Here is a 14,252-nt window from a genome sequence, read left to right as displayed (position 1 = left end):
CACACAAACGGTCGTGTAAAGGCGTTGAATGATGTTTATACTTTATATTAAAATACAGCTATTATTTTAGTTAGTATAAAGGAGTGAGACTGTGGAGGCACATGTAACGTTTAGACAAGGTGTTAAAGAATGCATACCTACGTTGTTAGGGTATGCAGGGGTGGGATTGTCATTTGGTATTGTGGCAATAGCCTCAGGTTTTAGTTTGTTGGAAATCGTTTTGCTCAGTCTTGTCATTTATGCTGGTGCAGCGCAGTTTATTATTTGTGCGTTAGTCATATCAGGAACACCTATTTCGGCGATTATTTTAACTACTTTTATTGTTAATTCTAGAATGTTTTTACTGAGTATGACGCTTGCACCAAGTTATAAAAACTATGGGTTATTTAACCGGCTAGGTCTTGGGACGTTAATTACAGATGAAACATTTGGTGTCGCGATTACACCACATCTAAAAGGGGAAAAAATTAATGACCGCTGGCTACATGGATTAAATATTACTGCATACTTATTTTGGACGCTTGCTTCGATTGCGGGCGCAGTTTTTGGTAAATACATACATAACCCAGATGCATTAGGTCTCGATTTCGCAATTACTGCTATGTTTATCTTTTTAGCAATTTCCCAGTTTGAAACCATTCAACGCTCACACATTAAGACTTATCTTGTATTAATCGTGTGCGTCATTATTATGATGCTTTTATTTAGTTTGATAATGCCGTCATATATAGCAATTATTCTTGCAGCTACACTAACGGCTACTTTAGGGGTGGTGATGGATCGATGACAACTACAATACATATGCTAATGATTATCTTATTGTGTGGTATTGTGACATGGCTTACACGTGTAATACCATTCGTTATGATATCCAAGATACGTTTATCTGAAAAGACAGTAAAATGGCTATCTTTTATTCCTATAACATTATTTACAGCGTTGGTTATTGATGGAGCAATAGAACAACATGAAGGTAGCATGGGCTATAATTTGAACGTGCCATTCTTAGTCACGATGATTCCAACCATTTTGATTGCACTATACACCAGAAGTCTAACGATTACGATCATTAGTGGAATTGTTATTACAGCAATTATACGATGGTTCTTTTAATTATTTCATTGATGTAAGTCGTAATATCCGTTAGAATGACAATAATTAGAAAATTATGAAATTTATTTCACGTATGTTTATTAGGCAATGACATTTAGTACACTGAGACATATACAATTAAAATCAAATCTTATTTCGAGAAGCTGAGGGATTTGGCCCCGTGAAGCTTCAGCAACCGGCTAGTTTAAGTACGGTGCTAAAACCAACGAGAGACTCGAATGATAAGTATTATTAACTTCTTACTTATAATGAGTGAGGAGTTTTTTATTAAGTGGGGGGTAAATCATGACGGATTATACGGTTGATACATTAGAATTAGGGCCATTTACAACAGAGTCAGGTGAGACAATCTCTAACCTAAAGTTACGATATGAGCATGTTGGATTAACAGGACAACCGCTTGTCGTAGTATGCCATGCGTTAACAGGAAACCATTTAACTTATGGAACAAGTGAAAATCCCGGTTGGTGGAGAGAAATTATTGACGGTGGTTATATGCCAATACATGATTATCAATTTTTAACATTTAATGTAATAGGTAGCCCGTATGGTTCAAGTTCAGCGCTAACTGATGAAGATTTTCCGCAACATCTTACGTTACGTGATATTGTACGCGCCATAGAATTGGGTATTGAAACATTAGGACATCAAAAAATTAATATTCTTATCGGTGGGTCTTTAGGCGGCATGCAAGCAGTGGAATTATTGTACAACCGTAAATTTGTTGTTGAAAAGGCTGTGATTCTTGCAGCTACAGATAGAACTTCCTCGTATAGCCGTGCCTTTAATCAAATTGCGAGACAGTCTATCCATTTGGATCGCAAGGAAGGCATGAGTATTGCAAGACAGCTGGGGTTCTTAACGTATCGTTCATCTAAAAGTTATGATAAGCGTTTTACACCAGACCAAGTCGTGGCTTATCAAAAACACCAAGGCGATAAATTCAAAAATTACTTTGATGCAGCTTGCTATTTAACACTACTGGATGTCTTGGACAGTCATGATGTAGATAGAGGGCGTGATGACGTGGACGCCGTGTTTAGGCAATTAGATACGAAAGTAATGACTATGGGATTTACAGATGACTTGCTTTATCCAGATGACCTTGTACGTGCAGTAGGGGAGCGCTTTAAATATCATAAACACTTTTTTGTGCCAGATAATGTGGGTCATGATGGTTTCTTACTTAATTTTAATGACTGGGCACCTAATTTATATCATTTCTTAAAAGTTTCTCAATTTAAAAGAAAATGATATGGCCTGAGTGAGCTAAATAAAATGACTTATAGGACGAGAAGTAGTAACTATACTAGGCATATTTCATGCATGGTTCTTACTTGTCGTCCTATTTTTATGTGAATGAACCATAAGCAACTACAGACTAATACAATTTATTTTAATCTTTAATTAATATGGGCGACAAAATTGTGAAAAAGTTTTAAAGAGGTTAAAATAGAAGTTATAGTCAAAAATAGTATGGGAGTGGCGAATTTGTTTTCAAAAATATATCCTAAGGCAGCTATCCTTGGTACATTAGCACTAATCATAGTCGCTTTAGCTTTACATATATTACCACCGCTTGGACTGGTATTAAGTCTCTTTGCAACAATACCGGGCATTATCTTATGGCATAAATCTTTAGAAACATTTGGTATAACAGCGGTTATTACAGTTATTTTAACAACTTTATTGGGTAATATTTTTGTATTAACTATCATGGTCCTCGTACTCGTCTTGAGTTTCGTTGTAGGCCAATTATTAAAAGAACGTACGTCTAAAGAGCGTATACTTTATATTACAACTACATATATCAGTATAGTCTCATTAGTTGCAGTTATGGTCTTACAAGTATCTGATAAATTACCAAAAGCAACAACAATTATGAAGCCAGTGAAACAACAATTGTATCATCTTATTTCAGAATCTGGAGCAAGCGCAGACTATAAACAAATGCTTGCAGAAGGCTTCCGTCAAGTTTCAGTGCAACTACCGAGTTATGTAATTTTTGCAGTATTTCTACTCGTATTAATCAATTTAATTATCACTTTTCCAATTTTACGTAAATTCAAGATTGCTACACCAATATTCAAACCATTATATGCATGGCAAATGAAGCGTTCATTATTATTTATTTATATAATTGTATTGCTTTGTGTTATGTTTGCTGCCCAACCGGGTACATTCCAAAGTACCGTATTAAATTTAGAAATTGTGTTATCATTATGTATGTATATTCAGGGATTAAGTGTTATTCACTTTTTTGGTAAAGCAAAATCCATGCCCCCTGCACTTACAATTGTATTGATGGTGATAGGGACAATATTGACGCCAGTCACACACATTGTAAGTTTGCTGGGTGTTATAGATTTATGTGTTAATCTAAAAAGTATCATTAAAAAATGATTTGAGGTGGAAGAATGAACCGTCAATCCACTAAAAAAGCTTTGGTTTTACCATTTATTATTATGGCACTAACAGCAATTGCACTTGTCGTTGTTTGGTTTATATTTAATCAATTGATTGCAGGTATTGCAACGGTTGTATTAGTGTTTGTAATTATCGGGACAGCGTTTATGGTAAGACAAGCTTTACAGAAATTAGACAACTATGTAAATAATCTAGGTGGGAAAATTTCAGCAGGCAATAACATAACGATTAAGAATTTACCTATTGGAATGATCATTCTAGATGAGAATGAAAACATAGAGTGGATGAACCAATTTATGTCGGAACGTTTAACTCGTAATGTGATTTCCGATCCAGTTAATGAAGTATATCCTAATATCTTAAAACAATTAGAAAAAACGCAAGAAATTGAAATTCAAGAAAATGATTACCATTATCGTGTGCGTTATTCAGAAAACGAACATGTATTGTATTTCTTCGATATAACAGAAGAAGTCCAAACACATGAATTGTATGAAGAATCTAAACCGATTATTGCAACACTTTTCTTAGATAATTATGATGAAATTACTCAAAATATGAATGATACACAGCGTTCAGAGATTAACTCTATGGTAACGCGTGTCATTAGTAGATGGGCCACAGAATATAATGTGTACTTTAAACGTTATAGTTCTGATCAATTTGTTGCTTATTTAAATCAGCGTATTTTAAATGAAATTGAGTCATCTAACTTTAGTATTTTGGGACAATTACGAGAAAAAAGTGTAGGTTACCGTGCGCAATTAACGTTAAGTATCGGTGTCGGAGAAGGTTCAGAGGACTTAATTGACCTTGGAGAACTTTCTCAATCAGGTCTAGATTTAGCACTCGGTCGCGGTGGTGACCAAGTTGCGATTAAGCATATGAATGGGAATGTCCGTTTCTACGGCGGTAAGACTGATCCTATGGAAAAACGTACCCGTGTAAGAGCACGAGTGATTTCACATGCTTTAAAAGATATCTTGATGGAAGGCGACAAAGTTATCATTATGGGCCATACACGTCCTGACTTAGATGCGATAGGTGCTGCAATTGGTGTATCACGTTTTGCAATGATGAATAATTTAGATGCTTACATCGTATTGAATGAATCAGACATAGATCCAACGTTACGCAGAGTCATGGAAGCGGTGAATGAAAAACCCGAGTTGAAAGATCGATTCATTACTTCAGATGAAGCGTGGGATATTATGACGTCTAAGACAACTTTAGTTATTGTCGATACGCATAAACCAGAAATGGTTATTGATGAAAATATTTTAAATAAAGCTAATCGTAAAGTCGTTATTGATCACCATAGACGTGGTGAAAGTTTCATTTCTAGTCCATTGTTAATTTATATGGAACCATACGCGAGTTCCACAGCAGAACTTGTAACAGAACTTTTAGAATATCAGCCAACAGAACAACGACTGACACGACTAGAATCGACTGTAATGTTTGCAGGTATTATTGTCGATACACGTAACTTTACTCTACGTACTGGTTCGAGAACGTTCGATGCTGCGAGTTATTTACGTGCGCATGGTGCAGATACTATTTTGACCCAACATTTCTTAAAAGATGATATCGATACTTACATTAATCGTACTGAGTTAATTCAAACCGTGAAATTGCAAGAGCATGGTGTTGCAATCGCTTATGGTTCAGACGAAAAAATCTATCATCCTGTTACAGTTGCACAGGCAGCTGATGAACTGTTAAGTTTAGATGGTGTAGAAGCATCATACGTAATTGCTAGACGTGAAGATAATGTCGTAGGTATGTCTGCACGATCACTGGGTGCTGTTAATGTACAATTAACAATGGAAGCGCTAGGTGGTGGTGGCCACTTGACTAACGCAGCCACACAACTAAAAGATGTGACTGTCGATGAAGCGATTGAGCAATTACAAGAAGCAATCACAGAACAAATGAGTAGGAGTGAAAATTCATGAAAGTAATATTTACACAAGATGTAAAAGGTAAAGGCAAAAAAGGCGAAGTTAAAGATGTACCAGTGGGTTATGCAAATAATTTCCTGTTAAAAAATAACTATGCTGTAGAAGCAACACCAGGCAATCTAAAACAATTAGAAAGAAAAAATAAAGCTGCAGAAGCAGAACGTCAACAAGAAATTGATGATGCCAAAAAATTAAAAGAACAACTCAGCAATATCGAAGTCGAAGTATCTGCTAAAACAGGTGAAGGCGGCAAATTATTTGGTTCAGTAAGTACAAAACAAATCGCACAAGCATTACAAGAGCAACACAATATTAAAATTGACAAACGTAAAATGGATTTACCAAACGGTATCCATGCATTGGGTTATACAAATGTACCAGTTAAACTAGACAAAGAAGTTGAAGGTACAATTCGTGTGCACACAGTGGAACAATAATAACGGATTGAGTATATGAGGTGTAATCGTAATGGATGGAATGTATGAACAAAATCAAATGCCACATAGCAATGAGGCTGAACAATCTGTCTTAGGTGCCATTATCATAGATCCAGAATTGATTAACACAACTCAGGAAGTCTTACTTCCTGAGTCCTTTTATAGAGGCGCACATCAACACATCTTTAGAGCTATGATGAATCTCAACGAAGACAATAAAGATATTGACGTGGTAACAATCATGGATCAGTTGTCACAAGAAGGACGATTGAATGAAGCGGGTGGACCACAATATCTTGCTGAGTTATCTAGCAATGTACCAACAACGCGTAATATCCAGTACTATACAGAGATTGTTTTTAAACACGCAACTAAGCGTCAATTAATTCAAACTGCTGATAGCATTGCAAATGATGGTTACAATGATGAACTGGAACTTGATACGATACTTAATGATGCAGAACGACGTATATTAGAATTATCATCGACACGTGAAAGTGACGGTTTTAAGGATATTCGTGATGTGCTTGGTGACGTATATGAAAACGCAGAGTTATTAGATCAAAATAGTGGTCAAACACCTGGAATACCTACTGGTTATAGAGATTTAGACCAGATGACAGCTGGGTTCAACCGTAATGATTTAATTATTTTAGCAGCCAGACCTTCTGTAGGTAAGACTGCCTTCGCACTTAATATTGCGCAAAAAGTAGCCACACATGAAGATCATTTCTCTGTAGGCATCTTCTCACTTGAGATGGGCGCCGATCAGTTAGCAACACGTATGATTTGTAGTTCGGGTAATGTCGATTCCAACCGTTTGAGAACGGGGATGATGACAGAAGAAGACTGGAACCGTTTTACAATAGCAGTAGGTAAATTATCACGAACAAAGATATTTATCGATGATACACCAGGTATTCGTATTACGGATATTCGTTCGAAATGTCGACGCTTAAAGCAAGAGCATGGGTTAGATATGATCGTAATTGACTATCTGCAGTTAATTTCTGGTAGTGGATCACGCTTTTCAGATAACCGTCAACAAGAAGTTTCTGAGATTTCTCGTACGTTAAAAGCGATAGCCAGAGAACTAGAATGTCCAGTTATTGCATTGAGTCAGCTATCTCGTGGCGTAGAACAACGTCAGGATAAACGACCAATGATGAGTGATATTCGTGAATCGGGTTCTATTGAGCAAGATGCGGATATCGTTGCCTTCTTATATCGTGATGATTATTATAATCGTGGCGAAGACGAAGAAGATGATGATTCAAATTATGAACCTCAAACAAATGACGATAATGGTGAGATTGAAATTATAATCGCCAAACAGCGTAACGGCCCAACCGGCACAGTGAAGTTACACTTTATGAAACAATACAATAAATTTACCGATATAGATTATGCTCATGCAGAGATGGGATAAAAAAAGATAAAAAATAATTTTACCGTACAATAATACTTAAATATGTTTTATTGTACGGTTTTTGTTTGCATTCAGTTCGTTTATTTCAATGGAAGTATGTATCGTAATCTTATGATAATTAAAGGTAAAAGGTTGGTATGACTAGGTCTATAGCGTGTTTGTGTAGTTTTTAAGAATTTCAAAAAGTTGTAAAATGATAAAAAATCAATGTTCGATTTTTGTTTGCATTATGCCTTTTGTATTGGTAGAATACGAAATGGTTAATTGAGAAAAACTTGGAGGTGCTCATATGTCATCAATCGTAGTCGTTGGGACACAATGGGGAGACGAAGGTAAAGGTAAAATTACGGATTTCTTAGCAGAACAAGCAGATGTTATTGCACGTTTTTCAGGCGGTAACAATGCAGGCCACACAATTAAATTTGGTGGAGAAACATATAAATTACACTTAGTACCATCTGGTATTTTCTATAAAGAAAAATTAGCAGTTATCGGAAATGGTGTAGTTGTAGATCCAGTCGCATTATTAAAAGAGTTAGACGGTTTAAATGAAAGAGGTATTTCAACAGATAATTTACGTATTTCTAATCGCGCTCAAGTTATTTTACCTTATCACTTAAAACAAGATGAATATGAAGAAGAACGCCGTGGAGATAATAAAATCGGTACAACGAAAAAAGGTATCGGTCCAGCTTATGTAGATAAAGCACAACGTATCGGTATTCGTATGGCTGATTTATTAGACAAAGAAACATTCGAAAAACTATTAAAACAAAATATTGAACATAAAGAAGCTTATTTCAAAGGTATGTTTGGTAAAACGTGCCCGTCATTTGATGAAATTTTTGAAACATATTATGCTGCAGGTCAACGTTTAGCATCATTCGTTACAGACACAGCTAAAGTATTAGATGATGCATTTGTTGCAGATGAAAAAGTATTATTCGAAGGCGCTCAAGGCGTTATGTTAGATATCGATCATGGTACATATCCTTTCGTTACATCAAGTAACCCAGTTGCAGGTAATGTTACTGTAGGTGGCGGTGTAGGTCCAACGTTCGTGTCAAAAGTGATTGGCGTATGTAAGGCATATACATCTCGTGTTGGTGATGGTCCATTCCCAACAGAACTATTTGACGAAGATGGTCATCATATCCGTGAAGTTGGTCGTGAATATGGTACAACTACAGGACGTCCACGCCGTGTAGGTTGGTTTGACTCAGTTGTATTACGTCACTCACGTCGTGCAAGTGGTATTACAGATTTATCTATCAATTCTATCGATGTATTAACAGGTCTTGAAAATGTGAAGATTTGTACTGCATATGAATTAGATGGTAAAGAAATCACTGAATACCCTGCAAACTTAAAAGACTTACAACGCTGTAAACCAATCTTTGAAACATTACCAGGTTGGACTGAGGATGTTACAAGTTGTCGCACTTTAGAAGAGTTACCTGATAATGCACGTAACTATTTAGAACGTATTTCTGAGTTATGTGATGTGAAGATTTCAATCTTCTCAGTAGGTCCAGACCGTAATCAAACAAACTTATTAGAAAATTTATGGGAAGTATAAATCACATAAATTTAGCATGTTAGGATACTCAAAAAAATACCTTGTAGCTGTTGCCAATATTGGCACATCTACAAGGTATTTTTGTTTATCTTAAATTGTATGAATTACTTACAATTTTGGTCGCGAAATGCGAGTATGCGATCTACGGCCAATTCATAACCTGGACGCTGATTTGTTTCAGTATCTCTAATTTGGTCTATATTGTGTTGGTAATATTCCAAATTGCCTAACATGTTTAATACAGTTTGCTTTAATATTTCAGGTGTCATCGTTTCTGCATTTAATTGTTGGCCTAAATTTAAGTCTTCAATTTGTTGAGCGACAACTGGTTGATCGGCACTCTGTGGAAATGCAAGCATCGGAACACCCATCATCATAGATTCATTTGTACTGTTCATCCCTGCGTGAGTTAAGAATAATGAAGTATATTGTAAGAGTTCGGTTTGAGGGACATATGCTTTAATTATAAAATTATCTGGAATGTCTTCAAAATCTTCTAAACGATTTTCATTTCCTATGGAAACAACTACAGTTACATTTAAATCTTTCAATGCTTTAAAACATTTATTGAAAAAGGCAATATTTTGATTAAAAATAGTTCCTAGAGAAATATAAATGATAGGACGAGAACGATCAATTTCATCCATAAAACCAGACGGTTGTGGTTGGATCACTGAAGGACCTGCAAAGTAATTGCGCTCTGAGTCAAAAGAAGCATAGTCTATTTGAAATTTTTCCATGACATAAGATAGGTTTAAATCACCTGGGTTATTCATAACTTCAAAGCGAGAAGGAACATCGACGTTATATGTATATTCAACGTGTTGCTTCAATTCATCAAACGCTGCATTTGCGTTATCAACTTCATCTTGAGTAAGCGTTGTTGCTAAATTTTTCGTAAAATCATCAAACATTTGTGTGGTTTGGTTAAACGATGTAACGGTCGATATAGTAGGGATATTTAATTTTTGTGACACTAAGTGGCCGCAACCAAACATAGAATCATGGATGAGATAATCATAATGTTCATGTTGTACGTCTTCTAATATTTGTGGCAATATAATGTCTGTTGTTTTTAAAAGGCCATTAATGACATTAAAGAGATGATTCATACCATATGTAGTAAAAGCCTCCACGATAGGTTCTGAAGGGATTATACGCAGTTCTACGCCTGTACCACTTAATTTTTCTTTATAATGATCGTTAGCATAAAACACAACATCTTCGCCACGTTCTACTAATGTCTTGCTGACTGCTACAGCTGGGTTGAGATGCCCTGATGGTCCTGGATTAATAAATAATACTTTTGCCAATTGTCTTCCTCCTAAAATGTGTTATTAGATAAGTTTATCAAATATCTTTGTAAACAAAAAAGATTTAAATATTAATAGTTTTTATTTGTATTATAAATTGTTTTGTATTAATTAAGGATTAAGATAAAGAAGAAAATGAGAAGCGTTTATTATAATTGCAAAAATAGATGTTTTTAAGAAGATTTAAAGTTCGAAAAGATGTTATTTTCTGCTATAAACCACCTTTTTCTCACTTTATACAATTTATAAGGAAAATTATACTAATAAAATTTAAAAAATAGCTTGTCATCCCTAGCGAGAGTTGATATAATTTATCTTGTGCTTAAGACAGGCTCCTTGGTCAAGCGGTTAAGACACCGCCCTTTCACGGCGGTAACACGGGTTCGAGTCCCGTAGGAGTCACCATTTTTTTAGGTCTCGTAGTGTAGCGGTTAACACGCCTGCCTGTCACGCAGGAGATCGCGGGTTCGATTCCCGTCGAGACCGTATTGCCCATCCAATAGGATGGGCATTTTTTTACGCCTAGTTTTGCAATGCTTGAAGGGCCTGATTGTGGAAATTATATGTGTGTAATGCTTTTTTTATGAAATTGAAATAAAAAGCGTTAAAATGATAGAAATGAAGTTAAGGAGTGTAACAATGTTTGAAAATGTGGACTTAAAAGCGTTAGATGTAATAGATACCTTAAGTGAGAGACATGGGACTATGAGAAACATAGTAGAGTCTAAAACCAATCAAATAAACGATATAAACGTGAATAGCTCTGAATGGTACATCATGGCGATGATATACAACCAAACTTTAACATTTTCAGAAATTGCACATAAGGTTAATTTAACAAGACAAGCTATTCATAAATCTGTTAAGCAACTTGAAAAAAAAGAGTTGGTTATCATTGATAGCATGACAAATAATAAAAAAGAAAAATGTGTAACGTTGACTTCTTATGGTAGCACGTGCTTTGACAGTTACATTTCATGCAAACAAACTTTGGAACAACACATTGAATCAATTATAGGTACAGAACAATTTCAAATATTTAAAACAATCTTACAACAAGATTGGCATCTGACTGAATTTAAGAATAAAAATGAAATATAGTGTTTCATTGATATAGAGCGTTGGTTTAATACTTATCTTTTTAGAGAGAAACAAACGCTCAAATTTTTCGCCCTAAATATTGTCAACCTAGTTGACAATATTTAGGGGTTTTTGCTAAAGTAAGTAAGTCGTCTTTTTAGTGCATATTATTTTAGACAGTTAGATAGTACCTAGTAAGTACTTTACTTAATGACTATATGAGTGCTACTGGCTTTTAATATTTACTGTTCTAACAATACAGATAGGTACGACAAAAAAGACAAATATGTGAATTGAAATACAGGAATAAGTGATAAATAATTTTAAAGATCATTGTAGTAAATGGCCTGCCAATAAACAGCAATTTATGAGTTATTAATATTTTATTTCAAGAATAACTTACTTAATATCTTTCAATTATACTTATACTTCATTTCGTCATTAACAAAGGAGTATAGCAAATGACACAACAAGTAATAGTAAAAAACCCAAAAATGTACGCATTTGTATTAATGATTAGTGGTTTTATGGGTCTATTTAGTGAAACAGCATTGAATATGGCGTTAACAGATATTATGCAGGACTTTCAAGTACCAGCGGCAACGGTGCAATGGTTAACAACAGGATATTTACTTGTGATGGCATGTTTAGTGCCTGCATCGTCTTATTTAATCAAATGGTTTAATACGAAGTCTCTCGTCATCACAGGAATATTGTTATCTTTAGCAGGTGTATTAATAGGTGCTGTTGCTCCAAACTTCGGCGTATTATTATTCGGACGTATTATTCAAGCATTAGGAACAGGTATGTTGTTACCTATTATGATGACAGTATTAATGTTCATCTTCCCAGTAGAAAAACGTGGCGCTATCATGGGCATTATGGGTCTCGTGATAACGGCCGGGCCGGCGCTTGGTCCCACTTTATCTGGAATTATTATTTCAGCATTAAGTTGGCATTTTATATTTTGGATTAGCGCAATGCTATATATTGTGGTATTAATCTTAGCTTTTTGGAGAGTTGAAAATGTAGGCGAAATTACAAGACCTAAAATTGATATTATCTCTATCTTTTTATCAACCATTGCTTTTGCAGGATTAGTGTTTGCATTAAGTACTATGGCAGAAGCAGCAGTGACAAATGTCATCGTTTGGTTGCCTTTAGCGATAGGTATTGTGAGTTTAGTAACATTTATTATACGTCAATTTAAATTAGAATCACCTATGCTTAATTTGAATGTATTTAAATATCCAATGTTTGTACTTGGTGCAGTCATGGTATTTGTTACTATTTTATGCGTTTTATCAACGGGTATTTTATTACCATTATATTTAAAAGGTGCATTACTTTATAGCGCCGTTATTGCTGGTTTGATATTATTACCAGGCAATGCAGTCAATTTAGTATTATCACCAGTGATAGGATCTTTATTTGATCGCTTTGGTGCAAGATACTTTGGAATCATAGGCTTCTTGTGTATCTTAGTAGCGGCTATCATATTTGCAGTCATTATTTCTGCTTCTACACCGGTGTGGGCAATCATCCTTACCTTCATGATTCTATTTGCAGGCATATCACTTGTTATGATGCCAGCACAAACGAATGCGTTAAATCAGCTACCACGTGCCCTATATGCTGACGGCTCAGCGACGATTACGACGTTAATCCAAGTTGGTGGCTCTGCAAGTACTGCGCTATCCATAACGCTTTACACGGCGAGTATGAACATGTTTATGAAAGGCCATGCACATACGACTAATGAAGTGGCAATCGCCCACAGTGTACAATATGTCTTTTATTTCATTATTGGTTTAGCAATAATTGGATTGATTTGTGCATGCTTTGTGAAAAAGCCTAAAGCAATATAATTTAAATCATTAAAAATAATATAGAAAAAGATACAGATAAGTATTCATTTTAAAGATAAATAATGAAACTTAAATGTATCTTTTTTTATTTTAAAAAAGTTACAAGCAATTATTTCGTAAATAGATTGAAAAATGTATACAATTAATACATATGTGAAACATCACTTTAGTTACGAAGTGTGTAAAGACATGGTATTATTATACAATCTACAAATATAACTTTTTATTTACAACAATAGAATTAGCACTGCATAAATGGTAAATTAGATAATAAGGAAATGTGTATGTAGATGCTTAAATAAAAAGTACTACAATAAAGAAATGAGGTTTATAAATATGGCTAGAAAAGTTGTTGTAGTCGATGATGAAAAACCAATTGCTGATATTTTAGAATTCAACTTAAAAAAAGAAGGTTATGAAGTATTCTGTGCTTATGATGGTAATGACGCAGTAGATTTAATATATGATGAAGAGCCAGACATCGTGTTACTAGACATCATGTTACCTGGCCGTGATGGCATGGAAGTATGTCGTGAAGTACGTAAAAAATATGAAATGCCAATTATCATGTTAACTGCGAAAGATTCAGAAATTGATAAAGTATTAGGCCTTGAACTTGGTGCAGATGACTATGTAACGAAACCGTTTAGCACACGCGAATTAATTGCACGTGTAAAGGCAAACTTACGTCGTCACTATTCACAACCTGCACAGGAAGTAAACGATGCTTCTAATGAAATTTCTATTAAAGATATCGTAATATATCCCGACGCTTATTCAATTAAAAAACGTGGTGATGACATAGAATTAACACACCGTGAATTCGAGTTGTTCCATTATTTGTCTAAACATATGGGCCAAGTAATGACACGTGAACACTTATTACAAACCGTTTGGGGTTATGACTATTTTGGTGATGTGCGTACTGTAGATGTAACAATTCGACGCTTACGTGAAAAAATTGAGGACGATCCATCTCATCCTGAATATATTGTGACACGTCGTGGTGTTGGATATTTCCTCCAACAACACGAATAAAGGG

At 35.0% G+C, this 14,252-nt stretch carries 12 protein-coding genes, 2 tRNA genes and 1 riboswitch; of the genes, 13 read left to right on the top strand and 1 reads right to left on the bottom strand.

Going from position 1 to position 14,252, the window contains the following annotated elements; all coding sequences use genetic code 11:
- Positions 1-91 precede the first annotated feature (91 nt).
- The 8 genes from BK821_RS03470 (at position 92) to BK821_RS03435 (ending at position 8,949) form a co-directional block, all read left to right on the top strand.
- A complete protein-coding gene (locus BK821_RS03470) occupies positions 92-787 on the top strand; it encodes an AzlC family ABC transporter permease (RefSeq protein ID WP_046837668.1) in 696 nt (231 codons plus the stop codon).
- A complete protein-coding gene (locus BK821_RS03465; protein WP_046837667.1) occupies positions 784-1,113 on the top strand; it encodes an AzlD domain-containing protein in 330 nt (109 codons plus the stop codon). Before BK821_RS03470 ends, BK821_RS03465 begins: the two co-directional genes overlap by 4 nt.
- 127 nt (positions 1,114-1,240) lie before the next feature.
- A riboswitch (SAM riboswitch) is annotated at positions 1,241-1,341 on the top strand.
- Positions 1,342-1,398: 57 nt separating this feature from the next.
- Positions 1,399-2,367 carry a homoserine O-acetyltransferase MetX gene (metX, locus tag BK821_RS03460; protein ID WP_046837666.1) on the top strand — a complete coding sequence of 323 codons (969 nt, stop codon included), beginning with the start codon at positions 1,399-1,401 and terminating at the stop codon, positions 2,365-2,367.
- Positions 2,368-2,604: 237 nt separating this feature from the next.
- Positions 2,605-3,516: a DUF2232 domain-containing protein gene (locus BK821_RS03455; RefSeq protein ID WP_071331200.1), complete on the top strand. Its 912-nt coding sequence runs from the start codon at positions 2,605-2,607 to the stop codon at positions 3,514-3,516.
- Positions 3,517-3,530: 14 nt separating this feature from the next.
- Positions 3,531-5,498 carry a DHH family phosphoesterase gene (locus tag BK821_RS03450; protein WP_071331199.1) on the top strand — a complete coding sequence of 656 codons (1,968 nt, stop codon included), beginning with the start codon at positions 3,531-3,533 and terminating at the stop codon, positions 5,496-5,498.
- Positions 5,495-5,941, top strand: a complete 447-nt coding sequence (gene rplI, locus BK821_RS03445; RefSeq protein ID WP_046837663.1) for a 50S ribosomal protein L9 — start codon at positions 5,495-5,497, stop codon at positions 5,939-5,941. Before BK821_RS03450 ends, rplI begins: the two co-directional genes overlap by 4 nt.
- Positions 5,942-5,972: 31 nt before the next feature.
- On the top strand, positions 5,973-7,370 hold the full coding sequence (gene dnaB / locus BK821_RS03440) for a replicative DNA helicase (protein ID WP_046837662.1): 1,398 nt from the start codon (positions 5,973-5,975) through the stop codon (positions 7,368-7,370).
- Positions 7,371-7,659: 289 nt separating this feature from the next.
- Complete coding sequence (locus BK821_RS03435) at positions 7,660-8,949, top strand: adenylosuccinate synthase (RefSeq protein ID WP_046837661.1); 1,290 nt, start codon at positions 7,660-7,662, stop codon at positions 8,947-8,949.
- Positions 8,950-9,053: 104 nt separating this feature from the next.
- Here BK821_RS03435 and BK821_RS03430 read toward each other — a convergent pair whose 3' ends face one another.
- A complete protein-coding gene (locus BK821_RS03430; RefSeq protein WP_071331198.1) occupies positions 9,054-10,262 on the bottom strand; it encodes a macrolide family glycosyltransferase in 1,209 nt (402 codons plus the stop codon).
- Positions 10,263-10,592: 330 nt separating this feature from the next.
- Here BK821_RS03430 and BK821_RS03425 point away from each other — a divergent pair.
- From BK821_RS03425 to yycF, 5 genes are all read left to right on the top strand, one after another.
- Positions 10,593-10,667 (top strand) — tRNA-Glu (locus BK821_RS03425).
- Positions 10,668-10,675: 8 nt separating this feature from the next.
- Positions 10,676-10,748 (top strand) — tRNA-Asp (locus tag BK821_RS03420).
- Between the two features lie 153 nt (positions 10,749-10,901).
- A complete protein-coding gene (locus BK821_RS03415) occupies positions 10,902-11,363 on the top strand; it encodes a MarR family winged helix-turn-helix transcriptional regulator (RefSeq protein ID WP_071331197.1) in 462 nt (153 codons plus the stop codon).
- A 440-nt stretch (positions 11,364-11,803) separates the two neighbouring features.
- Positions 11,804-13,210: a DHA2 family efflux MFS transporter permease subunit gene (locus BK821_RS03410; protein WP_046837658.1), complete on the top strand. Its 1,407-nt coding sequence runs from the start codon at positions 11,804-11,806 to the stop codon at positions 13,208-13,210.
- Between the two features lie 336 nt (positions 13,211-13,546).
- Positions 13,547-14,248, top strand: a complete 702-nt coding sequence (gene yycF / locus BK821_RS03405; RefSeq protein ID WP_046837657.1) for a response regulator YycF — start codon at positions 13,547-13,549, stop codon at positions 14,246-14,248.
- Positions 14,249-14,252 lie beyond the last annotated feature (4 nt).

The organism is Staphylococcus sp. LCT-H4, assembly GCF_001866145.1.
Classification (GTDB): Bacteria; Bacillota; Bacilli; order Staphylococcales; family Staphylococcaceae; genus Staphylococcus; species Staphylococcus succinus.
This window is presented reverse-complemented; position numbering and strand designations above follow the sequence as displayed.

Coding starts and splice junctions, on each gene's coding strand:
- BK821_RS03465 (WP_046837667.1), top strand. CDS start 784: ATGACAACTACAATACATATGCTAATGATTATCTTATTGTGTGGTATT.
- metX (WP_046837666.1), top strand. CDS start 1,399: ATGACGGATTATACGGTTGATACATTAGAATTAGGGCCATTTACAACA.
- BK821_RS03450 (WP_071331199.1), top strand. CDS start 3,531: ATGAACCGTCAATCCACTAAAAAAGCTTTGGTTTTACCATTTATTATT.
- rplI (WP_046837663.1), top strand. CDS start 5,495: ATGAAAGTAATATTTACACAAGATGTAAAAGGTAAAGGCAAAAAAGGC.
- dnaB (WP_046837662.1), top strand. CDS start 5,973: ATGGATGGAATGTATGAACAAAATCAAATGCCACATAGCAATGAGGCT.
- BK821_RS03435 (WP_046837661.1), top strand. CDS start 7,660: ATGTCATCAATCGTAGTCGTTGGGACACAATGGGGAGACGAAGGTAAA.
- BK821_RS03415 (WP_071331197.1), top strand. CDS start 10,902: ATGTTTGAAAATGTGGACTTAAAAGCGTTAGATGTAATAGATACCTTA.
- BK821_RS03410 (WP_046837658.1), top strand. CDS start 11,804: ATGACACAACAAGTAATAGTAAAAAACCCAAAAATGTACGCATTTGTA.
- yycF (WP_046837657.1), top strand. CDS start 13,547: ATGGCTAGAAAAGTTGTTGTAGTCGATGATGAAAAACCAATTGCTGAT.